Source organism: Providencia vermicola (genome assembly GCF_010748935.1).
GTDB classification, from domain to species: Bacteria; Pseudomonadota; Gammaproteobacteria; order Enterobacterales; family Enterobacteriaceae; genus Providencia; species Providencia zhejiangensis.
This window is the reverse complement of record NZ_CP048796.1, coordinates 1,231,473-1,256,028: the sequence shown is the minus strand read 5'-3', so window position 1 is coordinate 1,256,028 and position 24,556 is coordinate 1,231,473. Positions and strand designations below refer to the sequence as shown.

Annotated in this window: 19 protein-coding genes; 13 read left to right on the top strand and 6 right to left on the bottom strand. The window is 42.7% G+C overall.

Annotated features, from left to right (window positions below; all coding sequences use genetic code 11):
* The first annotated feature begins 30 nt into the window (after positions 1-30).
* The gene (locus tag G3341_RS05370; RefSeq protein WP_154623276.1) at positions 31-1,284 is read left to right on the top strand and encodes an MFS transporter; all 1,254 of its coding nucleotides are present in this window, start codon (positions 31-33) and stop codon (positions 1,282-1,284) included.
* An 87-nt stretch (positions 1,285-1,371) separates the two neighbouring features.
* Here G3341_RS05370 and G3341_RS05365 read toward each other — a convergent pair whose 3' ends face one another.
* From G3341_RS05365 to ybbA, 3 genes are all read right to left on the bottom strand, one after another.
* Entirely contained in the window at positions 1,372-2,736 is a 1,365-nt protein-coding gene (locus G3341_RS05365; protein WP_163860845.1) for an esterase-like activity of phytase family protein, read from the bottom strand.
* Between the two features lie 151 nt (positions 2,737-2,887).
* The gene (gene ybbP, locus G3341_RS05360) at positions 2,888-5,335 is read right to left on the bottom strand and encodes a putative ABC transporter permease subunit YbbP (protein ID WP_163860844.1); all 2,448 of its coding nucleotides are present in this window, start codon (positions 5,333-5,335) and stop codon (positions 2,888-2,890) included.
* Positions 5,332-6,018, bottom strand: coding sequence for a putative ABC transporter ATP-binding protein YbbA (gene ybbA / locus G3341_RS05355; protein WP_154623273.1), 687 nt, complete (start codon positions 6,016-6,018; stop codon positions 5,332-5,334). The genes ybbP and ybbA overlap by 4 nt, the downstream gene beginning before the upstream one ends.
* Here ybbA and tesA point away from each other — a divergent pair.
* The 5 genes from tesA (at position 5,989) to G3341_RS05330 (ending at position 9,835) form a co-directional block, all read left to right on the top strand.
* The gene (gene tesA / locus G3341_RS05350) at positions 5,989-6,627 is read left to right on the top strand and encodes a multifunctional acyl-CoA thioesterase I/protease I/lysophospholipase L1 (protein ID WP_195848160.1); all 639 of its coding nucleotides are present in this window, start codon (positions 5,989-5,991) and stop codon (positions 6,625-6,627) included. The genes ybbA and tesA overlap by 30 nt on opposite strands.
* 68 nt (positions 6,628-6,695) lie before the next feature.
* On the top strand, positions 6,696-7,481 hold the full coding sequence (locus tag G3341_RS05345) for an SDR family oxidoreductase (RefSeq protein WP_163860843.1): 786 nt from the start codon (positions 6,696-6,698) through the stop codon (positions 7,479-7,481).
* A 59-nt stretch (positions 7,482-7,540) separates the two neighbouring features.
* The gene (locus G3341_RS05340) at positions 7,541-8,398 is read left to right on the top strand and encodes a co-chaperone YbbN (protein ID WP_163860842.1); all 858 of its coding nucleotides are present in this window, start codon (positions 7,541-7,543) and stop codon (positions 8,396-8,398) included.
* 13 nt (positions 8,399-8,411) lie between these two features.
* Positions 8,412-9,359 carry an SPFH domain-containing protein gene (locus tag G3341_RS05335; RefSeq protein WP_163860841.1) on the top strand — a complete coding sequence of 316 codons (948 nt, stop codon included), beginning with the start codon at positions 8,412-8,414 and terminating at the stop codon, positions 9,357-9,359.
* The gene (locus tag G3341_RS05330; RefSeq protein ID WP_154623268.1) at positions 9,356-9,835 is read left to right on the top strand and encodes an NfeD family protein; all 480 of its coding nucleotides are present in this window, start codon (positions 9,356-9,358) and stop codon (positions 9,833-9,835) included. The genes G3341_RS05335 and G3341_RS05330 overlap by 4 nt, the downstream gene beginning before the upstream one ends.
* On the opposite strand, the gene cueR is transcribed toward G3341_RS05330, so the two are convergent.
* On the bottom strand, positions 9,789-10,199 hold the full coding sequence (cueR, locus tag G3341_RS05325; protein WP_154623282.1) for a Cu(I)-responsive transcriptional regulator: 411 nt from the start codon (positions 10,197-10,199) through the stop codon (positions 9,789-9,791). The two genes, G3341_RS05330 and cueR, sit on opposite strands and share 47 nt — an antisense overlap.
* Before the next feature lie 138 nt (positions 10,200-10,337).
* Between cueR and copA the strand changes: the two genes are divergently transcribed.
* The 5 genes from copA (at position 10,338) to G3341_RS05300 (ending at position 17,281) form a co-directional block, all read left to right on the top strand.
* The gene (gene copA / locus G3341_RS05320; protein WP_163860840.1) at positions 10,338-13,286 is read left to right on the top strand and encodes a copper-exporting P-type ATPase CopA; all 2,949 of its coding nucleotides are present in this window, start codon (positions 10,338-10,340) and stop codon (positions 13,284-13,286) included.
* Positions 13,287-13,488: 202 nt separating this feature from the next.
* Positions 13,489-14,289 (top strand): TraB/GumN family protein, encoded by an 801-nt coding sequence (locus G3341_RS05315; RefSeq protein WP_154623266.1) that lies wholly within the window; start codon positions 13,489-13,491, stop codon positions 14,287-14,289.
* Positions 14,290-14,306: 17 nt separating this feature from the next.
* Positions 14,307-14,783, top strand: a complete 477-nt coding sequence (ybaK, locus tag G3341_RS05310; RefSeq protein ID WP_154623265.1) for a Cys-tRNA(Pro)/Cys-tRNA(Cys) deacylase YbaK — start codon at positions 14,307-14,309, stop codon at positions 14,781-14,783.
* 430 nt (positions 14,784-15,213) lie between these two features.
* Positions 15,214-16,308: a 3-oxoacyl-ACP synthase III family protein gene (locus G3341_RS05305; RefSeq protein WP_163860839.1), complete on the top strand. Its 1,095-nt coding sequence runs from the start codon at positions 15,214-15,216 to the stop codon at positions 16,306-16,308.
* Between the two features lie 187 nt (positions 16,309-16,495).
* Positions 16,496-17,281, top strand: a complete 786-nt coding sequence (locus G3341_RS05300) for a nucleotidyltransferase domain-containing protein (RefSeq protein ID WP_154623470.1) — start codon at positions 16,496-16,498, stop codon at positions 17,279-17,281.
* Between the two features lie 64 nt (positions 17,282-17,345).
* Here the strand turns inward: G3341_RS05300 and ushA are convergent, their stop codons facing one another.
* Positions 17,346-19,013 (bottom strand): bifunctional UDP-sugar hydrolase/5'-nucleotidase UshA, encoded by a 1,668-nt coding sequence (gene ushA / locus G3341_RS05295; RefSeq protein ID WP_154635642.1) that lies wholly within the window; start codon positions 19,011-19,013, stop codon positions 17,346-17,348.
* Positions 19,014-19,275: 262 nt separating this feature from the next.
* Between ushA and G3341_RS05290 the strand changes: the two genes are divergently transcribed.
* Both G3341_RS05290 and ybaL read left to right on the top strand, forming a co-directional pair.
* On the top strand, positions 19,276-20,499 hold the full coding sequence (locus tag G3341_RS05290) for an MFS transporter (protein WP_244316481.1): 1,224 nt from the start codon (positions 19,276-19,278) through the stop codon (positions 20,497-20,499).
* Between the two features lie 262 nt (positions 20,500-20,761).
* Complete coding sequence (gene ybaL, locus G3341_RS05285) at positions 20,762-22,504, top strand: YbaL family putative K(+) efflux transporter (protein ID WP_154635641.1); 1,743 nt, start codon at positions 20,762-20,764, stop codon at positions 22,502-22,504.
* Positions 22,505-23,144: 640 nt separating this feature from the next.
* Here ybaL and G3341_RS05280 read toward each other — a convergent pair.
* Positions 23,145-24,458 carry an inosine/guanosine kinase gene (locus G3341_RS05280; protein ID WP_163863500.1) on the bottom strand — a complete coding sequence of 438 codons (1,314 nt, stop codon included), beginning with the start codon at positions 24,456-24,458 and terminating at the stop codon, positions 23,145-23,147.
* Positions 24,459-24,556 lie beyond the last annotated feature (98 nt).

Below are 24,556 nucleotides of genomic sequence, written 5' to 3'. Positions count from 1 at the left end.
TTACGAAAAGGCAGAGTTACTGGAGTTGACATGGCCGCGACAGATTCCCCATCCTTATTTAGCCCACTCTATCAGTGGAGTATCCTCATTCTTTTAGGGATGGTTTATTTTTTAGCCACTGCAACCACCTTTACGTCATTGGGTGTTGTCCTCCCCAGTATGATCGAAGAGCTGAAATGGAGCTGGACAGAAGCAGGGTTTGGTTTCACCTTATTAGGGTTAACCTGTGGTCTTGCAAGTTTCCTGCCCTCCTTGCTCATCCGAAAAATCGGCGTTCGCCTGACACTCCTTCTCGGTACGCTGATCTTTATTGCCGGTTTTTATAGTTTATATTCAACAGAAACCATTAACCGCTATTTTCTTGGCACAGCACTCATTGGTGTGGGTTTCACTTTACTGGCGACCGTTCCTGGAACCTATGTGCTTTCTCGCCTATTTGAAAAGCAGTCATTAGCCTTTGGTTTATATTTTACGATTGGTGGATTGGGTGGTGTCGCTGGGCCTTGGATCTATTTTTATGCATCAAATCAGTTAGGTTCGTGGCGTATGCATTGGGTACTCTGCGCTGTTTACCTTGGCATTGTGACATTCATTACCCTGTTAGCATTGCGTGAAGGTAATCGAGAACGAGAACATGCTAAACATGTGATGCAAAAACAGGTTAGCGACGGCAGTAAACCGATTTATCGCACTACAGAGGTATGGACAGTACGTCGTGCTTTGCGCACTTGGCAGTTTTATTTAATAGCAGCAACCTATACTTCATTTTTATGGTGCGGTATTACTGTTAACAGTTTCGCGGTTGCCCATATTGAAGAGCGCGGCTTTGGTATCACTATTGCCGTTTCATTACTCAGTACAATGGCTTTTGTTAACGCATTTTCAAGATTTATTGGTGGTGCCGTTGGAGAATGGTTGGAGCCCAAAAAACTGTTAATTGTTAGCCTGATCATTATGGTATTTGGGGTTATTTCATTAAGTATCGCAACCTCATGGTTATGGTTGATATTATTTGTGCTCTGTGTCGGTATCGGCTATGGCATGACTTTCTTAGCCTCCAGCGTTTTATTATCCAATTATTTTGGTCGTGGCCCCTATTTAGAGTTATTTTCCGTGGTGAATTTAATTTCTACTGTGGCGTGTTTAGCGCCATTTATTGCGGGTGCGATTAAGGATTATACAAGTAGTTTTACACCTGCATTTCTTATTATCGCCGCCCCTGTTGTCGTGATCCTCATGCTAACGTTAATGATGAAACCGCCTGTTTTATCCGCTAAAAAATGATGCCATTTATCACTGTAAGTCGTGAGTAATAAAATAAAAAAGCTCGGGCTACACCCCGAGCAAAAAAATCAAAATAGACAAGGAAAATTAAGGATTTAACAACGCAGGCACCTTTAATAAGATAAATTCATTATCATCCGCTTGATTAGGGTCACGGCTCGATGAAAATGGATAGTTATTATCATTACCGACAATAATATGTTCACTATCGACAACATCAACATTTTCAATCGTAAAGAATGGGAAAGTGAATACGCCATTATTCAACGGTTTCTTTGCCATTCCTTGCGGGTCTTTTATATTCATTAAATCGATATAGGCTTGCTTATCAACCGGTTTGCCTTGATTGGTATCCGAAAACTCAATACGATAAACACGCTTAAACTTCGCTAGTTGACTAAAACAATTTTGCGTCTCTGTGGCACTTTCAGGACAGGCTTTATCGGCTGTGCCTTCTCCATTATCACGCTCAATAATCAAACCGTGTGTATCATCAATCATATTGAAATCGCCGATGGCATTTTGATTATCTTCAAAGACATATAACCAACTACGTCCACTCCATTGCTGTTTTTTCACATCAAATTCAAGGATACGAGCGGCACGCTTGCCATCGACATTTTCATAATCTTGTTTCTCTTCATCCCAAATAGCCCCTTCAAGCATAGGGTATAGCTTAGTGCCATCTGGTGATGAGGCCATGCCTTCAAAACCTTTTGAACGGTTGACTTGAAAATGAATTTTATCCGTAGGTTTAGCAGGCGTGGTAACTTGATAGTGATCAGGTGAAATCACTTTTTTGCCATCAACGTGAGTTTCAAATAATGCGAGAACTTTGCCATTGAGGTCCATCTTAATTAAATAAGGACCAAACTCATCCCCTACCCATAATGCGCCATCCGCAAATTGAAAGCTTTCAGGATCAAAATCACTCCCTGTTAGATAACGCTTATCTGTACTTTCATTCATGATATGAAATGGAATGATTTTATCCGGGTCGTGGAAGAAAACAGTATTGAGTGGATTGGCTTGGCCGGTTTTAAAATCAATGTCGTATTGAGTTAAATACAGCATCGAGTCTGGTGAATTAACCTTATTGCCATAACCATTGTCGGTCAGTACCCAATAGGTGCCATCGGCCATACGTTTAATACCGGAATGTCCCTGTCGAGGTTGACCTTTAATCGGTACATGCATCCCAGTTGGACGATCAGCAGACTTCCCTTCAACCTTACCGAGTTCGTCAATACGATTTCCTGTCGTATATTTTCCGCTAACCTGTAAATCTAGTGGTGCATCAGTGGGCGCTGGTACTGTAGAATTGACCGATAAAATAGCGTGTCCTGCTAGTGTTGCAGAGACTTCTTGTTGAGCATACCCTGTGTTGGAAAATGCAATCAATGTTGCAAGTAACGATAATGTACGTAATTTTATGGTGCTGCGAGGCTGCATTATTATGTTCCCATCAAATAGTTAATCATTTATTGACTCGGGAATCATAAGCAGGATAAATGACAATTTAGTGATGGAATTAAGACAGTTATTTGAACGGCTTCTTACTCCTGCACTAGTCAAAAATAAGAAGCCGTATTCATAAAATAAATTAGCTATTTGGCATGCGACGATGTTGATTGCCAGTGCCTAACAAACGAATGCCAAGCCAGCTACCACAAATCGATAGCAGTAGCGCTGCACATAATGGCAATAATAACCACATTGACCACTCTGGCTGCCAAGGAAAATCAAACACTTTGGTTTGTAATAACCATAAAGCAACCTCTGCACCAAATGCCGCCGCAAGTCCCGCCATTAAGCCAAGTAAGGCAAATTCACTCCATAAGGTACGACGCATCAATTTTTTACTTGCCCCTAACGTGCGATAGACCACTAACTCGCGTTCTCTTTGGCTCATTCCGACTTGAATTTGCGCTAATAAAAGTAGTAAACCACAGAAAATCACGAGTACTACCATGACTTCAAGCGCTTGACTTACTTGTTGTAAAATTTGCTGGATTTGTGCGATCAAGGCACCAGTATCTAATACATTGATAGTAGGATAGTTACGGCTCAAATCCGTTAACAATTTGCCATTGCCATCATAGTAAAAACTGCTCATCCATGTCGCGGGGATATCGTTTAAAGTCTCCTCTGAGAAGATAAAGAAAAAGTTCGGTCGCAAACTTTCCCAGTCAACAGTACGAATGCTACTGACTGTTGCACTAAAGACTTGAGCTCCCGCATTAAACGTCAGTTTATCCCCTATTTTGATTCCTAGCTGTTTCACCACAGTTTGTTCAATGGAAACTTCTCCCTCTTTAGGCGGCCACGTTCCTTCATTCACCACATTGGCGTCAGGTAGAGAGGATTGCCATGTGAGGCTTAATTCACGTCGCACCGTATTATTGTTAGGGTCTCTCTCATCAGCCCACTCTATTGCAGAGGTATTATTTATTTCAGACAAACGAGCTAATACTACCGGATAAAACTCTGTCGGCTTCACTTGGTGCTTCGCTAACAGCTCTGTCACCGGTTTTATCTGTGACTCATTCATATTAATTAGAAAATAATTGGGGCTGTCTGCTGGCAGTTGCTGCTGCCATCTATCCAATAAATCCCCCCTCACTAAGATCAATAGTGCCAGCAACATGAATGAGAGCGAAAATGCACTCATTTGCGTAATTGTTTGTAGCGGTTGACGCAATAAACGGCTAACTGAAAGACGTAAACTCAATTGCTTAAACTTCAATTGCCGCAATAGCCACAAACCTAGCCACCCAATTAATGCCAATAAAACCGCGACGATCACAATACCAATCAAAATTGACCATAAAAGAGGGTTAACTCCGGCAAACAGAAAGAGTCCCCCAACAACGATCAAGCTGACGATTGGCAAATAATAATACAGCGGCCAAACAGGTGAAGGAGCATCTTCCCGTAAAACTCGTGATGGTTGCGTAGCCATCAATTGGCGATAAGGACGGATCCCGACAATTATGGCAATTATAAATAGCGTACCAATAGCCCAAACCCATGGCCATAAACTCGCTGAAGGAAGTGCTTTAGGTAACATTGCGCCCAGTATTTGCATCAAAATACCTTCGAACGCTAATCCTAACAGCGACCCTAATAGCGCCGCCGCCATTAATATCACTAACCACTGACCAATAACCCATTTTTGTAATGCTGAACGCCCAGCCCCCAACGTTTTCAATACCGCGATTAGTTGGTGACGACTACGACAATAATGGGTCATCGAGACAACCACTGCCGCGATTGCTAACAACAAGGTCAACAATACCGACAGCAGTAAAAATTGCTGAGCGCGTTGGAACGTTTTCCCTACTGCCCCGCTATTTTCTTTTAAGGTATACCAACGTTGGTCAGTTCTGAGTTGCTTATCAAACTGAGCCTCAAATGCATCAATAGCGGCACTATCGCCCGCAAACATATCGCGATAAGTTAAGCGGCTCCCTACCTGAACTGCTCCTGTCGATTCTGCATCGTCCAATGCAATTAACACTCTAGGGGCAATTTGAAATGGGTTAAAACCACTATCAGGCTCTTGAATTAATTTACCTGAAATTTTTAACGTGGCATCGCCAATATCAATATCATCGCCAATCTTTAAATTCAGTAACTCCAATAAACGAGGGGTGACTAAAATTTCCCCTTTCGTTGGGCGCAGCCCTGCTGGCTCAGTAATGAGCTCACCATACAATGGATATGCCTGATCCGCCGCTTTCACTAGGACTAGTTGAGGGCGTAACGCTTCATCTACCGTTGAGTATGCCATGGTAGAAAACGACATTTGCTGGCTTAGCGTTAAGCCGTTATCTTTGGCTTGTTGTAACCAAGAGGGATCACTAGGATGAGATGAACGTAGCACCAAATCGCCTGCCAACAGTTCACGGCTTTGATAGCTCATGCTGTTTTCAATACGATCGCTAATGCGTCCTAACGCTAAAACACATGCCACTGCCAATGTTAGCGCAAGCCAGACAATCAAAAGTGATGGCGTTTTCCATTCTCGCCAAAACCAACGCCAAATCATGCCTCTTCCCTCAATACACCATCCACTAATCGTAAACGACGTTGGCAACGAGCTGCCAATTCATTGTCATGGGTCACTAAAATCAACGTCGTGCCATATTCTTTGTTCATTGAGAATAATAAGTCTGCAATTTTATCGCCGGTATGACGATCAAGGTTGCCAGTCGGTTCATCTGCAAACAGAATTTTAGGGCGACCATTAAATGCTCTCGCTAAGGCGACACGCTGTTGTTCACCTCCTGATAATTGAGCTGGCATATGTTTTAATCGATTACCTAACCCCAATTCAGTCAATAAACTCGCGGCTTGTTGATAACTTGCAGACTCGGGCTCTCCGCGCAATAAGGCGGGTAACTGCACATTCTCTAGCGCATTGAGTGAAGGGATCAACATAAACGATTGAAAAACAAATCCAACACTCTGAGCACGGAGAAATGCCCGTTGTTCTTCATCCAGTTGAGTAAGATCTTGGCCTAACAGGCTAACGCTACCGCTGCTGCCATCATCCAGTCCAGCAATGATACCGAGCAGTGTCGATTTACCAGAACCTGACTCGCCAATTAAAGCAATTGTTTGACCGGACTCGACAATTAGCTCAACACCTTGCAATATAGTCAATTCATGTTCACCTTGACCAACACGTTTAATGAGATGATGAACTTCAAGAATATTTTCCGCCGACATTTACTGGTATTTCTCCTGTTATTTGGCGCGAGTGGACCAGCACTCGCCACCACAAAACTATTGATCCTGGGTGACAGCCTAAGTGCAGGCTATCGACTACCGGCAGAGCAAGCTTGGGCATCCTTACTCGCCGAACGTTGGCAGAAATTGTCACCGCCCGTTATTGTTGTTAACGGCAGTATCAGTGGAAACACCTCCGCACAAGGACTGGAGCGTCTTCCTGCCTTACTGGAACAAAATAAACCCGACTGGGTGTTGATCGAGTTAGGTGCAAACGATGGTTTGCAGGGGTTATCTGTTCAACAGATGGAAAACACACTACAACAAATTATCGAACAAATAACGCAATCGGGCGCTAAACCGCTTTTAATGCAAATTCGTATACCGCCAAACTACGGTAAACGCTATACTTCTAGTTTTGAAAAAGTCTATCCGACGCTTGCGCAAAAAAACGCGGTTCCACTGCTGCCTTTTTATATGGAAACCATTATTACCAAGCCTGAATGGATCCAACAGGATGGTATTCATCCAACAGAAGAAGCTCAACCTTCTATTGCTGATTTTATGGAAAAACAATTGCAACCTTATTTATTTTCACCATCAGAATAAAGGTTTAAATAAGTGAGTAATAATAAAGCAATTTTTATCTCAATTTGAGCCTACAGGTAGGTAAAGTTATGCAAAAATCGGTATTTATCACTGGTGCATCTAGCGGTATTGGGTTGTGTGCAGCTCAAACCCTTCGCCAACGCGGCTATCATGTGATTGTCGCTTGCCGTAAAGAAGCCGATATTTTACGTCTCAAAGGATTGGGATTTGATGCTGTAGAGCTCAATCTTGATGATAACCATAGCATAGATCGCGCTGCGGATGAGGTACTCAGCCTCTGTCATGGTCGGCTTTTCGGATTATTCAATAACGCGGGATTTGGCGTCTACGGTGAACTCACTAGTATTAGCCGCCAGCAGTTAGAAGCTCAGTTTTCGACTAACTTTTTCGGAATACACCAATTGACCTTGCGTCTACTCCCAGCGATGCTAGCACATAATGAAGGGCGGATCGTCCAAACTAGCTCAGTAATGGGAATTATCTCTACGCCCGGCCGTGGCGCTTATGCAGCCAGTAAATATGCATTAGAGGCTTGGTCAGATGCACTACGTCTCGAATTAAAAGGGACCAACATCCATGTGAGTTTAATTGAACCGGGACCTATTCATACCCATTTCACCCATAACGTAGAACAGACTCAGCAGGATAAACCGGTTAAAAATCCAAGTATCGCACAACGTTTTACCTTAACCCCAGAACATGTGGTGGAAAAATTAGTGCATGCCCTTGAAAGCACTCGTCCGCGTATTCGTTATTCTGTTACGTTACTGACTGTTGCGGTACGTATTCTAAAACGACTCTTGCCGGACTGTTTAATGGATAAAATACTGGCGGGTCAGGGAAAAAAAGCTTGAAAAAAAACAAATTAGCCCCACGTATACAATATTAGAAACTTATTTGAAAGAGATATCTTATGCAAGCTTTTGCCCAAATCATCGATGTTAATGAACAAAACCTGCACCAAGTCGTAGAACAATCAATGCAGATACCTGTTATGTTCTATTTCTGGTCAGCACAAAGTCCACATTGCCAAGAGCTTGGCGCAACGCTCGACAAAATTGCCAATGACTATGCCGGCCTATTTATATTGGCTCGAGTTAATTGTGATGTAGAACAAAACGTTGCCGCTCAGTTTGGTCTTCGAGCAATCCCTACTGTCTATGTATTGCAAGAAGGTCGTCCTGTTGATGGTTTTCAAGGCCCTCAACCCGAGGAAGTCGTGTTAGAGATACTTTCACGCGTTTTACCAAGCCCTGAAGAATTAAAAGCAGCACAAGCAGCAGAATTGATCGCTGAAGGTAAGCACCAAGAAGCCTTACCATTACTGAAAGAAGCCCACCAGCTCAATGCTAAAAACAGTGAAATCACATTACTGCTGGCTGAAACGCAAATCCAACTGAATCAAGTTGATGAGGCTGAAACGACATTGTCATCCGTGCCAATGCAAGATCAAGACAGCCGTTATCAAGGCTTGCTTGCCCAAATTGAACTGTTAAGACAAGCTGCTGATACACCAGAAATTCAACAGCTACAACAGCAATTTGAAGCGGACCCGAGCAATGCGGCTTTAGCAGTGCAATTAGCCCTAAAATTGCATGAAGTCAATCGTAATGAAGAAGCATTAGAAATATTACTAAACTTCTTGAAAAAAGACCTCAGTGCTGGAGAAGGCGCTGTGAAAAAAACCATGATGGATATTATGTCAGCGATGGGAACGGGTGATGCTGTCGCCAGTAAATATCGTCGCCAAGTGTATTCATTACTTTATTAAGTAAGGATTAATAATGGACTTGTTCGCGTTTGGTGCTATACCCATAATCATTTTTATCGCCATCGTTATTGTTTTTACCTGCGTAAAAACAGTACCGCAAGGATACCAATGGACTGTTGAACGTTTTGGGCGCTATACCCGCACATTACAACCGGGTCTTCATATCATTGTGCCTTTTATGGATAAAATAGGTCGTCGTATCAATATGATGGAACAAGTCCTTGATATTCCATCACAAGAAGTTATCTCACGCGATAACGCTAACGTAACGATTGATGCTGTTTGCTTTATTCAAGTCGTTGACCCAGTCCGTGCAGCCTATGAAGTCAGCAACCTTGAGCTGTCTGTACTGAATCTCACCATGACCAATATCCGTACCGTTTTAGGCTCAATGGAATTGGATGAAATGCTGTCACAACGTGATGCGATTAACTCTCGCCTGCTTCATATCGTGGATGATGCAACCAACCCTTGGGGCGTGAAAATTACCCGTATTGAAATTCGTGATGTAAAACCGCCTAAAGAGCTTATTAACGCGATGAACGCACAGATGAAAGCGGAACGTACTAAGCGTGCTGATATTCTTGAGGCAGAGGGTATCCGTCAAGCCGCGATCCTAAAAGCCGAAGGTGAAAAACAATCACAAATTCTCAAAGCTGAAGGGGATCGTCAGTCTGCATTCCTGCAAGCAGAGGCTCGCGAGAGAGCCGCTGAGGCCGAGGCTAAAGCCACCCAAATGGTGTCTGAGGCTATCTCTGCCGGTGACATGCAAGCCATTAATTATTTCGTTGCTCAGAAATACACCGATGCACTTGCTAGCATTGGTGCGGCAGATAATAGTAAAGTCATCATGATGCCTCTTGAAGCCAGTAATTTAATGGGGGCGATTGGCGGTATCTCTGAACTTATCAACCAGAGTAAAAACAGCAATAACAACACTGAAAAGCAGGAAAACTCATGATAGAACTTATCAGCGCTCAACCTGCTTGGTTTTGGCTATGCCTTGGTGGTTTATTGCTGATTGCTGAATTACTCGGCACCGGAGGTTATCTATTATGGTCAGGTATCGCCGCGGTAGTCGTGGCGATCACGGCATTGCTCCTGCCTTTCCTTGGGTGGGAATGGCAAGGCATCTTATTTGCCGTCTTCACCATCGCTTCCGCGATATTATGGCGGAAATGGTTAAGTTCACGCAAAAATGTGCCCGCTGATGAGATAAACCAAAAAAGCCATCAACTTATTGGCGTCAAAGTTCGTTTACTCTCTGATACTGAAGAGGGTTTTAGCCGTGCACGTCTAGCGGATGGCAGCTGGCGAGTCTATAGTGAATTACCATTAAAAGCCGGAACTGAGGTGATTATCACCTCAGTTGATGGTATCACATTGCATGTTAAGCCTTGTCATGATGACAACAGCTCCGTGCAAGGTGATCAATAATCGGGCAATCAGCGCCCTCATCACCAGGACAGGCATCCACTAATTCTTGTAAGGTATCCTTTATGGCAGACAATTTTGCAATTGTCTGCTCTAATTCAGCGATTTTAGCCATCGTCGTACTTTTTACGTCAGCACTGTGTCTCGCTGGATTACGAAACAAGCCTAGTAATTCGCCACACTCCTCTAAGGTAAACCCAACATCTTTTGCTTGCTTCAATAAGCCCAATTCATCGAGATGTCTATCCTGATAATAGCGATAACTATTTTCGCCCCGCTCAGGTGGCGTAATTAAACCTTTTTCTTCATAAAAACGAATGGCCTTTGCGGTAAGGCCTGTTTTTTTGGCAATTTCGCTAATATTCATCATATCTCTTGACCTTAACCTTGAGGGAAGGTTTAACCTTTTCTATATATCAAAATTTATATGATTTAAAAAACTCATTGAATTCTGTCATGATAATAAAAAAGACGGAATCAGTCATGAGTTTAGGAGATTTAACTTATGAGTAGCAAAATCATTCTCTCCCTGCAAGGACTAAGTTGCATGCACTGTGTGAATACAGTGACCAAAGCGCTCGAAGCTCGTTCAGATATTGAAAATGTCAAAGTCACGATCGAGTATGCCGTTATTGAAACTAATGCCAGTGCACAGTCGTTGATTGAAACCATTGAAGCAGCAGGTTATGAAGCCAAAGTGGCTGAAAAACCGGATGTAACGCTACAGCTTTCCGGCCTAAGTTGCATGAACTGTGCAGGTAAAACTCAGCAAGCTCTTGAAGCCGTTGACGGTGTTGCCGCTGCTATTGTAGATACCCAACAAGCTAGCGTTTATGGCAATACAACCGCAGAAGCCTTAATTCAAGCCGTTGAACAAGCTGGCTATAAAGCGCAAGTCGCTGTGCCAAACCGTGTGAATTTAGCCTTATCAGGACTGAGCTGCATGAAATGTGCAGAAAAAACTCGCCTCGCCCTTGAAGCCGTTGAGGGGGTAGAGAAAGCGGATGTGAATACCGAGTCGGCTGTTGTCTACGGTAATGCTCCGGTAGAACAGTTAATTGCAGCAGTGACGGGAATAGGCTATCAAGCAACGCAGAGCGATGAAGATGACACGACTGCCCCAAAAACTGAGCCGCTGACCATACCAACTGAGCAACCGGAAACAAGCTCAGCGGCAATCTGTGATATTCCGGCACAGCAGTCTGACGTCGATCAACAACCTGAAATATCGCCAGCTGATGACAGTATTCAATTGCTATTAGATGGCATGACCTGTGCGAGTTGCGTTAATAAAGTACAAAAAGCGCTAACCAGCGTAGCAGGGGTCGAGAATGCACGGGTTAATCTTGCTGAACGCAGTGCGTTAGTCACTGGTACAGCACAACCCGCAGATCTCGTCGCCGCTGTTGAAAAAGCCGGTTATGGTGCAGAAATTATTCAGGATGAAGCGAAACGACGTGAACGCCAGCAACAAGTTGCAGATGCCAATATGCGTCGCTTTCGTTGGCAATCAGCACTGGCATTAGCGCTCGGTATCCCAGTCATGATCTGGGGTATGATGGGCGATAATATGATGTTAAGCCCTCAAAACCATTTCATTTGGCTGACAATTGGTATCTTAACCTTAGCTGTAATGGTATTTGCAGGTGGTCACTTCTATAAAAATGCATGGCAAAGCCTCAAAAATGGCAGTGCGACTATGGATACCTTAGTCGCATTAGGAACTGGGGCGGCTTGGTTATACTCGATAGTGGTTAATCTATGGCCTGAGCTGTTTCCAGAACAAGCTCGCCATCTTTATTATGAAGCCAGTGCGATGATCATCGGTTTGATTAACTTAGGCCATGCTCTTGAACAGCGCGCCCGTCAACGCTCTTCAAAAGCGCTGGAAAGGCTACTCGACTTAACGCCACCCACAGCGCGTGTGGTAACCGAGCAAGGGGAAGTCGATTTGCCTCTCGAACACGTTAAAAAAGGCATGATATTACGCCTAGCAACAGGGGATCGTGTTCCTGTTGATGGTGAAATCATAGAAGGCGAAGTTTGGTTAGATGAAGCTATGCTGACAGGAGAACCGATCCCTCAACAAAAAACCAAAGGGGATCAAGTTCATGCAGGTACTGTTGTGCAAGATGGAACAGTTCTTTTCCGTGCGGCAGCCGTCGGTAGCCAAACCACGCTTGCACGTATTATTCACTTAGTTCGCCAAGCACAAAGTAGTAAACCACAAATTGGCCAATTAGCCGACCGCATTTCCGCTGTATTCGTGCCTGTGGTCGTTGCAATTGCCGTCATCTCCGGCCTCATTTGGTATTTTGTCGGTCCTGCACCACAAATTACTTATGCCTTAGTGATTACAACCACGGTTCTGATCATTGCTTGCCCATGCGCATTAGGGTTAGCGACACCGATGTCGATTATTTCTGGTGTCGGGCGGGCAGCCGAGTTTGGCGTATTAGTACGTGATGCCGATGCCCTCCAGCAAGCCAGTGAATTAGATACCATTGTTTTCGACAAGACTGGGACGTTAACGGAAGGAATGCCCCAAGTTACGGATATTCATACCTTTAATCATTTTTCTGAACATGAAGTGTTGCAAATTGCCGCCTCACTTGAAAGTGGCTCTAACCACCCGCTTGCTCGTGCCATTACTCAACGGGCTAAAGGACTTTCACTCCCAGCCAATGAGCAATTTAGAACATTAGCGGGTCTCGGTATCAGTGCAGTCGTTAATGGTCAAACCGTTTTGCTCGGAAATCAAAAACTCCTTGCACAAAGCGGTGTTAATACGAGCGAGATCGATACGGTCTTACATCAACAGGCTTCACAAGGGGTAACGCCTGTATTATTGGCTATCGATGGTCAAGTGGCTGCTTTGCTGTCCATTCGTGACCCATTACGTGAAGACAGTGTCAGTGCGCTAGCTCGACTGCATAAGCAAGGTTTCCGTTTAGTCATGTTAACGGGAGATAACCCCGTCACCGCGAAAGCCATTGCGAAAGAAGCCGGTATTGATGAAGTCATTGCGGGTGTCATGCCAGACGGTAAATCAGCCGCAATTGAATCATTGCAAGCTAAAGGCCATAAGGTTGCCATGGTTGGTGATGGGATCAACGATGCTCCGGCATTAGCCCGTGCAGATGTTGGTATTGCTATGGGCGGAGGTAGTGATATTGCTATCGAAACAGCTTCCATTACCTTAATGCGCCAAAGTTTACACGGTGTGGCCGATGCGGTTGCTATTTCTAAAGGTACCTTGCGCAATATGAAACAAAACTTGTTCGGTGCTTTTGTGTATAACTCATTAGGCATTCCAATCGCCGCGGGTATTCTTTATCCATTAACAGGCACCCTATTAAACCCTGTCGTTGCGGGGGCTGCCATGGCGCTATCATCGATTACGGTCGTGACTAATGCCAACCGATTATTACGCTTTAAACCGAAACAAGACTAGTCGACAAGCTAAACCGCCCCAAGAGTGAGTTATTCCGCTATTGGGGCGCTTCATGTTGAAGCTTCCTAGCGCATATCCATTTTACTGCCATGAATCAGTCTCGTAATATTTCGAAGAAAAAATAGCGCAAAGTGAGTCGCCAAACGGAGTCAGATTGTTTAATCTAACGGATTGATATCTAAATATGAGATGAGGAAATGACATGGCCAAGCTGCTCGAAAGTTTAAAGAACTGGTTACATACGGAAGCAGCCCCCGTCTATCCTTATCCTGCCGTTGATATTCGTTTATCAAAGAAACTCAAACTGCATATTGTGGGCAGTATTCATATGGGCACTGAAAATATGTTCCCCTTGTCTGAAATACTGCTTGAGAAGCTTAACCAAGCCGATGCTTTGATTGTTGAATCGGATATCACTGATATGCGTTCACCTTTCACTGCGGGTGAAAACGCTCACGTACCGTTACAAGAACGCTTAACGGCTACTGAGTACGCTTTGTTACTAAGCCATTGCCAAGAAATACACCAAGAGCCAACACAGTTTGATTCCCTTCCCTCATGGCAAGTTGCTTTAATCCTACAAGCAACCCAAGCTCAAGGCCTCGGTTTACATGGGCGCTATGGGATTGATTATCAATTATTATGTAATGCACAATCCCAACAAAAAAAGATCATTGAACTTGAGGGTATCGATACTCAAATCGAGTTGCTATTAACATTGCCTGAGGAAGGCCTAGCCTTACTAAGAGATACGCTGGTACATTGGCGTACTAATGCCCGCTCGCTACAAACTATGATCAGTTGGTGGTTAGATTTCCAACCAAATAATGACGTGACATTACCTAAAACCTTCAGTGATGAGGTGTACCACATACTGATGGAACAACGTAACCAAGCTTGGAGCACTAAGCTTAGATCATTACCTGATGGTTATTATGTTGTCGCGGTTGGAGCGCTACATTTGTTTGGTGATGGCAGCTTAGTTGACCATTTACGCAATTGAAAAATACAGGTAAATATATGACTCCTGCTGTCAATCTACTGGAAAAACAAAAGATAAATTTTAAGCTTCACCCTTATGAACATGACCCGAATGTCCATAATTTTGGGGATGAAGCCGTGAATAAGCTCGGTTTAGATGCAAAGCAAGTCTTCAAAACCTTATTGGTCGCTCTTAATGGTGATCAAAAAAAATTAGCCGTTGCGGTTACCCCTGTGTCGGGACAATTAGATTTAAAATTGGTCGCCAAAGTCTTCAACGTGAAAAAAGTTGAAATGGCTGATCCACAAGTCGCGCAAAAAACAACGGGCTATTTAATCGGTGGCATTAGCCCACTCGGCCAAAAAAAACGTTTACTGACTGTCATCGATAGCCAAGCTCAACAATATCCGACGATATTTATTTCTGGGGGAAAAAGAGGATTAGATATTGAGTTAGCGCCACAAGATTTAGCTAATGTGCTTAATGCTAGCTTTGCAGAAATAAAAAAACTTTAACAGCTTGATTATGTGACTTCGCACCATCGTTTTTACCTTCTATATATTGCCCATTAATATTTGATGGGCCCCCCTCTTCGAGATAATACATTAACCCATTGATTTACATAGAGGCATTGATTATTCATCAATAGAAAAGCCTATTATTTCATTCAGATTATACATAATATAAATACCAACTTAATTATAAGTTCTTTAATAGTTAATATATAAAAGTTTTATTTTTATTAATGTTCTTGAACTATAAAATTTACCATCTAATATTTATTTAATCTTTATTTTTATATAAAAAACACGATTATTAATGGTGATAATATTCAGTCATTATAATTTATATATTGTCTAACTTGGGAAATATCGTTTTATTTTATTGGTGTAAATGTAACGACTCGCAATTAGCTTAATTATCAACATCACTAAAGGAGAACATATGTTATCCGTTGGAATTCAATCGATTGCAATTCATTTACCTGAAGGAGTACGTACCAATGGATGGTGGGATAAAGACGCTATCGTTCGTCGTAAACCTTCCCTTTCTCGATCTCAACCCTCCCCCCCTCATTTTTATGATGACGCAATGAAACCTTATCTATCTGACACTTTTCTCGGTAGCGTGGAACGTCGAGTTGTCATCAATCATGAGAGTGCCTCATCGCTTGGTATCAAAGCCGCCACGAAAGTGTTAACAGCGGCCAAAATACCCGCAAGTGATATCGATTGTCTCATCGTGACCTCTCTCTTTGACGATAACATCGGTTTCGGAGATGCGGGGTATATTGCTCATGCATTAGGGATTGGTGGCGGCGCATTCAATATTTCAGCCACCTGTAATGGCTCAATGTCGGCTTTCCTCACAGCCTGTGGGTTAGTCCAAAGCGGACAAAAAAAGAGAGTATTAGTGATTGCGACGGCCCAATTTTCTCGCCTATTTGATGCAGATGATCCCGCTTTGCGCTTTTATGGCGATGCATCTGCCGCTTTCATTGTTGGTTCAGTCGAAAAATCATTTGGCCTGCTTAGCACTGAGTCTATTCATCTGGGGGAAACATGCGGAACGTGGCACTTAGATGTCATTGAAGGTCAACAGACTCCCATATCTCAACGTCTTCGTTTACGTATCGATGATACTGTGTCTCAAGTACTACGCGCCACGTCAGAATATTACCTGAAACGCACCGTTGACAGCGCGTTGTTAAAAGCCAACGTGACGATTGAACAAATTGATTGTGTTGCACTAAATACACCTACAGCTTGGCATGCAGAGTTTTCTGCCAATGCGTTAGGCATAGCAAAAGAGCGAGTGGTGAATACTTTTCCTCAGAACGCGTATAGTGGCCCCGCAATGGTTCCTATCCATTTATACATGGCTGCCACACAAAAACTGATCAAACTCGGCTCACTCGTTGTCTTATACGCCTATGGGGGGCACTCTGAAGCGTCTGCCGCTGTACTACGTTGGTCCGATGTTAGCCTTGGCGAGCCGCCAGCGCCCGCTTTCGTGGTTGATCACGAGCTAACCTTGTGATTTACTTTTATATATCAACACGATTTGATGCGTGTAAATAATCTCTTGTTGGCATTATCTTTATTCTACATAATTATTTTATGTAGAATAATATCGCGGTAGGCTGCTTAGGTGTGTACCGATGACATCGACTCATCGCTCATTATGTCAACGCTCCATGACTAAAAAGATCTAAAAGGGATTTATCATGGCAGTTGATGAAAATGGTTACATCAGCACACTAAACAATAACACCACCCAAACCACATACCAAGGCATAGTATCCTTTGTTCAGGCGGAGCTTTTGGCTGAGTATGGGGAGGCTATTTGCAGTATTTTTATTTATGGTAGTGTAGCGCGTGGTCATGCTATCCCCTCTATTTCAGATCTCGACTTGTGTGTTATTTTCAATAACAACATCAGTGAAAACGAGACGCTAGCTCTTGAACACATTGCGCAAAACAGTATTCAGCATTTCCCTATCATACCTAAAATTGATTTTGATATTGCCACCAAACAGGAGGTTCTCGCCCCCAGTAATATCAATAGTTGGGGATACTGGTTAAAACATCATTGCCGAATCATTTATGGCGAAGACCTTTCTCTCTTCTTTCCGCGATTCCGTCCATCAAGGGATATCGCATTAGCCGTTAATAGTGACTATCATTCTGTTCTTTTAGAATATCGCCAAAAAATAGCCAACACAGACGATCACTCGACATACTTAACATTATCAAAACAAGCCGCCAAAAAACTAATACGCTCTACCAATATCTTACGAACATTTCATGATAATGATTGGCCTGATACGCTCAGTGAACATGTCAGTCGATTGAGTGGTAAATACCCTAAGTTAGAACAGCAATTACCCTTTTTTATTGAACAAATTCAGTTAGGCATTCACTCGAAACACGACTTCATTGCACATTTACAAGCCGCCTTAACCTGTTTATTACAAGAAGACAAAAGCATAATGCCATATGAAAAAACCTGATCCCAGCCACTGGCTAAGATCAGGTTTTATAGACTATATCGGCTTGGTAAAATTAATTAACCAATTATTTTTTATAAATAATTTCACCTTTTGGCTCATAGTCTGCCGCTTTTAAAGGTGAGTGTTTCTCAATATAACCTTTCAATACCTCCGCATCGACAAATCCTGTATTAACATAATTAGGATGATTGTCGATTTTTGGATAACCATCTCCTCCAATCGCATTGAAATTTAATGTCGCCATGCGATAGGTTTTTTCAGGATCAAACGGTTTGCCATCAATTTTGACATCGCTAATGCTACCGTCTGTGTTTAACGTCAGGCTAACATGATAGAATTGTGCATAAGCCCCTGAATCAGGCTTCATATTCGCAGCGGCCTGTAAATACTCGAGTACTTCATCCCCTTTAAAATCGATATAGACCAATTCATTCGTAAAGGGTTGTACTTTTAAAACATCTTTGTACGTAATATCACCACTTTCAATCGAGTCACGTACACCGCCACCACTCATAACAGCAAAATCAGCATCTGCACGCTCTTTTTGTGCCGCTAACAACAAATGCCCCATGTTAGTCTGGACAAAACGGACTTTACTGCGATCGCCTTCAAGCTTCCCTTCAACAGAACCGACTTTTACATTCAGTTGCTCACCCCCTTTTTGTTGATAAGGGGTCAATAACTTCATCATGTCCTCATTGTGGGCTATTTCTTGAGTGTAATAGACACGCTCGCTGGTTCCGTCCTCTTTCGTGATTTTCTTTTTCAAATTGATCGGGATCAGTTGGTAATGTTTTAGCGTGAATTTACCATTCTTAAATTCAAAATCAGCACGCCCCACATATTTGCCCCATTCATGAGCCTGAACGATCCATGTGCCATTTTGGTTATCAGGCGCACAAGGGGTACCAGGAACATAATCGACTTGTTTATAGTTTTTGTTCTCGCTGGACATACAGACGGGATCTTGTGAGTGACCGCCCACAATCATATCCAAATAGCCTTTAGGTAAGCTACGAGCCATTTCTACGTCACCGGGAGCATTTGAGCCATGCTGACCGTTGTCGTAATGCCCCATATGGGTAGCCGCGATGATAATATCTGGTTTTTCTGTAGCGCGGAGTTCTTCAACCACTTTTTTCGCTTCAACCGCCGGTGTTCTAAACTCAACATCTGGGAAGTTTGCAGGATTCCCTAGTTTCGCCGTATCGTCAGTGGTTAATCCTAGAACTGCAATTTTGACACCTTGTTTATCGAATATTTGGTAAGGTTTAAATAGACGCTCACCTGTGCTGGTTTGATAGATATTGGCTGATAAGAACGGAAAATTAGCCCATTTTTCTTGTGTACGTAGTACGTCTAGTGGGTTATCAAACTCATGGTTACCCAGCGCCATTGCATCATAACCGACTAAGTTCATCCCTTTAAAATCGGGCTCAGCGTCTTGCAGATCAGATTCGGGGACACCGGTATTAATATCACCACCGGAAAGCAATAATAAGCTGCCACCTTGCTTAGCCACTTCATCACGAATTTCATCCACAACGGTTTTCTGTGCTGCTAAACCATATTCACCGTGATCGTTATGCCAAAAATGACCATGATGGTCATTCGTATGTAAAATCGTGATATTGTATGTTTTATCTTTTTCCCAAGCATTTGCCTGTGCGATAGGCAACAGTGCCAAAGATACCGTCAATGCGCATACCGATGCTTTAAAGGTTAAATTCATCTTTTTCTCCCTGCCTATATCTCAAATTTTTATGGTATGTTTAGGTTCTAGCCCTAATAGTAAATGCTAATTTATAGCATAAAACTGCGATCATAATTGGATAACCTATGCGTTAAATGGTGCTTGTTTCATTAAACTGAGACATTAATCAACATTAATAACGATGGTGACTTTTTTTATCGTGATATTTATTAGTTCAATTAAATGACAAATACGCTATATTGATAACAATTTAGCAACACAACTATGAAAGTTACTAATTATGAGTGAGCAAACAACCAACCAAAGTCATACCCCTGCCGCAAAACCTATTAGTAAAACAGGTAAAACTGTTTTTAGCATTCTTACTGCCATTAGCTTCTCTCACTTGCTGAACGATATGATTCAGTCATTGATATTAGCTATCTATCCACTCTTGCAGTCTGATTTTTCACTCAGTTTTGCACAAGTCGGTTTGATTACATTGACCTACCAAATTACAGCATCATTACTGCAACCTGTCATTGGCTATTATACCGATAAACATCCACAGCCTTATTCATTACCTATCGGGATGGGCTTTACACTAACAGGATTGCTATTACTTGCTATGGCTGAAACATTCCCCGTTATATTATTAGCTGCCGCACTAGTAGGAACGGGTTCTTCAGTCTTCCACCCTGAATCATCTCGTGTCGCACGCATGGCATCAGGCGGTCGTCACGGCCTTGCACAGTCTTTTTTCCAGGTTGGTGGAAATTTAGGGGCATCTTTGGGGCCATTACTTGCCGCACTGGTTATTGAGCCTTACGGTAAAGGTAATGTCGGTTGGTTCTCTTTGGCCGCCTTATTAGCGATTGTCGTATTATTGCAAGTAAGCCGTTGGTATAAGCAACAACATCGAGCTGTCAGTAAAAAGCCAGTATCTCACGTCGAAATCAACATATTGCCTCGTAAGGCTGTCATTGGTTCATTAGCTATATTGCTGATATTAATTTTTTCTAAATATTTTTATCTCGCAAGTATTAGTAGTTATTACACTTTTTACCTTATTGAAAAATTTGGTGTCACCGTACAGAACGCGCAGATCCACCTATTTATCTTCCTTTTTGCTGTCGCCGCTGGAACCATGATAGGCGGGCCTGTTGGCGACAAGATTGGGCGTAAATATGTAATTTGGTTCTCTATCTTAGGGGTCGCGCCGTTTACATTGCTGCTGCCACATGCCTCTCTGTATTGGACGAGCATTTTAACCGTTATCATTGGGTTGATATTAGCCTCAGCGTTTTCGGCCATTTTAGTCTATGCACAAGAGTTGATCCCCGGTAAAACCGGAATGATATCTGGCCTGTTTTTTGGGTTAGCATTCGGCATGGGAGGTGTTGGCGCCGCAGTATTGGGGCAAATCGCAGATAAAACCAGCATCGAACAAGTTTATCAATATTGTGCATTTCTGCCTTTATTGGGTATTTTTACCGTATTACTACCAAATCTAGAACAAAAATAGTCATTTCCCTTTATTTAACCCATACTTATTGAAAAATAAGTATGGGAACTTACCTCTATATCTCACTTAAAATTCAACAAAAAATCACACAAATGACATCTTTGTAACGATTTAGCACTAATAAACCACTTTTATTTGAAAAACATTTAAATTTTTTAAGGAAATTTTTCTCAAATAACGATAAAATAGAATTATATGCAAAGTGCATTCCAAAATATGGGAACTTGATTCCTAAAAATTCAAATCAATCAAAGGAGACTAAATGGAGCATTCTACGCCCTTAATCACAACCATTGTTGGTGGTCTCGCCCTTGCATATTTGTTAGGTATGATCGCTCAGCGATTAAAAATTTCCCCTTTGGTGGGCTATCTTGCGGCGGGTGTTTTAGCCGGTCCTTTTACTCCGGGTTTTGTTGCCGATACAACGCTTGCGCCAGAACTAGCTGAAATTGGTGTTATCCTTTTGATGTTTGGTGTCGGGCTACATTTTTCACTAAAAGATCTCTTAGCCGTTAAAGCCATCGCCATTCCCGGAGCGATTGCACAAATTGCAGTCGCCACTCTTTTAGGTTTAGGCCTTTCCATGCTATTTGGCTGGGGAACCTTTTCAGGTATCGTTTTTGGCCTCTGTTTATCAACAGCAAGTACGGTTGTATTACTTCGTGCCTTAGAAGAACGGCAACTGATTGAAAGCCAACGAGGCCAGATTGCTATCGGTTGGTTAATTGTTGAAGACCTCGCGATGGTTCTGACGCTAGTTCTATTACCCGCTGCTGCTGCAATTATGAATTCTGAGCAAGCGAGCTTTAGTGAGTTACTTATCGGACTTGCATGGACTGTGGGGAAAGTGGTCGCCTTTATTATCATTATGATAGTTATTGGTCGTCGTGTGATCCCTTGGATTTTATCACGTACCGCATCCACAGGTTCTCGTGAATTATTTACACTTGCTGTGCTCGCTCTTGCACTGGGTATCGCCTATGCTGCTGTTGCATTATTTGATGCATCATTTGCACTCGGTGCTTTCTTTGCGGGTATGGTGTTAAATGAATCAGAACTTAGCCACCGTGCAGCACAGGATACGCTCCCGCTAAGAGACGCGTTTGCTGTACTCTTCTTTGTTTCCGTTGGGATGCTGTTCGACCCTGTCGTACTGATTGACCATCCATTAGGTGTGATTGGTGTTCTCGCGATTATTATCGTCGGTAAATCTGCGGCCGCATTAATCCTTGTTCGCCTATTTGGCCATTCAAGGCGAACGGCATTAACCATCTCTGTTAGCTTGGCGCAAATTGGTGAGTTTGCCTTTATTTTAGCAGGCATGGGAATGGCACTTGGTGTCATGGACAAAGAAGCACAAAACTTAGTGTTAGCAGGTGCGATAGTTTCAATTATGCTTAATCCTGTACTCTTTAGTTTACTCGATAAGTACTTAGAAAAAACCGAGACTATCGAGGAACAACTACTCGAAGAGACATTGGAAGAAGAAACCCAAATTCCTGTCGATATTTGTGGTCATGCCATCATTGTCGGCTACGGGCGTGTTGGTGGTATGTTAGCTGATAAACTGCGCCGTCGTGATATTCCATTAGTCGTCGTGGAAGACACTCGAGCTAAGTTTGAAGAGCTGGCTGAAAACGGGTTTAGCGCTATCCTAGGTAATGGTGCGAATAAAGACATTATTAGCCTTGCTCGCATTGAGTGTGCGAAAACTTTGCTACTCACGATTCCAAATGGCTACGAGGCTGGTGAAATCGTGACTCATGCAAAAGAGTTGAACCCGAATATTACCGTGATCGTCCGTGCTCACTATGATGATGAAGTTAGCTTCATTAAAGAACGTGGGGCCGACCATATCATCATTGGTGAACATGAAATTGCTAAAGCCATGGCGACTTTTATGTGTAACGACGTGACCGAGTATGGCTGTTCAATTGATGATGAACCATTATCAAAAGATACTGAAGGCAAAAACCTCGATGAGTATCTAAAACCATCTCACTAAAATAATGTTAAAGGGAAGTGCAAACTTCCCTTCAGACTGCCGCCAAACATATGATGTTTGGCGGAAAGTCGAATAGGTTTTGAAAATAAGAGAGGGAAATCAATTTATTGATTTTCGGCTGATAACACAAAGTGGGAAAAACCACGCTTTTATCCCGCTTTGTCAACAACCTCAAGGGAAGTGCAAACTTCCCTTTCTTTTAGGCGCTAATTTCATACCAAAACAACATTAAGCGCTTCCATCGTCTGCGAATCAAATATCCCTTTCTCTAAGCAAGATGTAAGACGTCATATCGGTTATTCATCGTGATTAACCAATCTATGCCCACGACACTCAAAAAACCTTAAATTCAATTTGATATGGCTTACCCGTTCCTTGCAATAATATCGTAATAACATTTTTATCTGTTTATTAGTCTAAAATAGAACAATTAACAATAAATGGATTCATATTTCCTCCACTTTTTAGCCCCTATAAGGCGCTATACTCCATTTCGCCTAAACCATTATTGATGATATTTTTTGTGTCCTACTTCCCCCACTGTGTGGGGGGTTTTTTCTTCACTATCTAAAAAAACACCCCACTGTTTTATTATCAACAATGAGGTGCTATCTGACGCTATTTAAGAAAAAACCAACAACTAGCGTTCCCAATATGACTCTTCTAGACTGTCTTCTTTTTCAGGTAAACCACGGGTTAAACGCGGTGAATGCTGAGTTAGCACTTGATAACTCACCCGATTCGCATATTTGCATACTTGGGCTAATGAAGAGTAAGTCAGATACTGACGCGCATGTTTACTGGAATTCGGTACGTTCATACGATGGTATGAATTCGCAGTGATATCATGTAACAACGCCGATAAAGCGCCGTCACCGGCCCCATTGGTATTCATAATTTTTTCTGGGCCACCCATATAAGGTTCTATATGGGAATAGATACGCATAGGAACTTCACAATCTTGCCGGCGCATAGCTCGGCTAAATTCATAGAGGTTAAATTCAGGGATCGCCCCCAGCAACAGAGGATGCTGTGTAGTGCGTTTAAATGCTTCTTCCGTATAGCCAGCCATATAAAGGCCTGAAGGCCCCGCCGTGCACAACACAAGATCAACCCAATTAAGGGCCATATCCGATGCTAACAGTGGATCATTAAAGCCCGTCAACTCCAATGCTTCATCTTCATTCATCGCCACGACAGAAACATGTTCAGCGAGGAAATCACGCCAAAATTGAGGGTCTTGGGCTATAACAAACTTAGTTCCAAGCGTTAATACCACAGGAACATTATGCTTCTTAGCATAGCTGATAGCTTGCATCGTAGCCTCGGGCATGGTTTCACCCGGTTTACAACGCACTAAATACGCAGTAAGTACCAAGGCCGATGCACCAGCAATAATCTCTTCTGGAATACTGTCAGGACGAAGTCGATTCATATGCCCAGGGCTAATCGCAAAAGTTCGTTCACCATTTTCTGCAATCAGTGTAAAGCAACGTCCTATAGGCCCATCAACCCCTTGTAAATAGTTAAGATCCATTCGGCTCGATGTGTGGCATAAATAGCGATAAGAATAGCTACCTATTTGAATGTTATTACACATGGTACCTAACAATACAGAGCGATCATCCGCCAACACAGAGTAATTATGCAAAGTATTGCCGATGGTTCCACCTGCAAACTCATGAGTTATCAATGCATTACTTGTTAGCTCTGCATATAACGCTTCTGCAACATCATCTTCTATAACTAAAGAATGCCCTTTGCTTAATTGATAGCGTTCAATAAATGCATCATCGACCTTGGCTTCAATATCGACAAGTGTTTGATCGATACCCACGATATAGGATCGACAGTTTTCACCCTCATCCATCCGCTCTTTGATAGGTTGTAACAGTGGATCTCTTAAACTAACAGGAAAATAATGCTTTGATTTACGTTGACCGGGGAATTTCATAATGAACAAATTAGCGAGTAGACATGCCGCTATTCTAGCATGATAAACATAAACCAGCACCTGCGATCAAGGTGACAATTTATGTTTATCGTGATCGA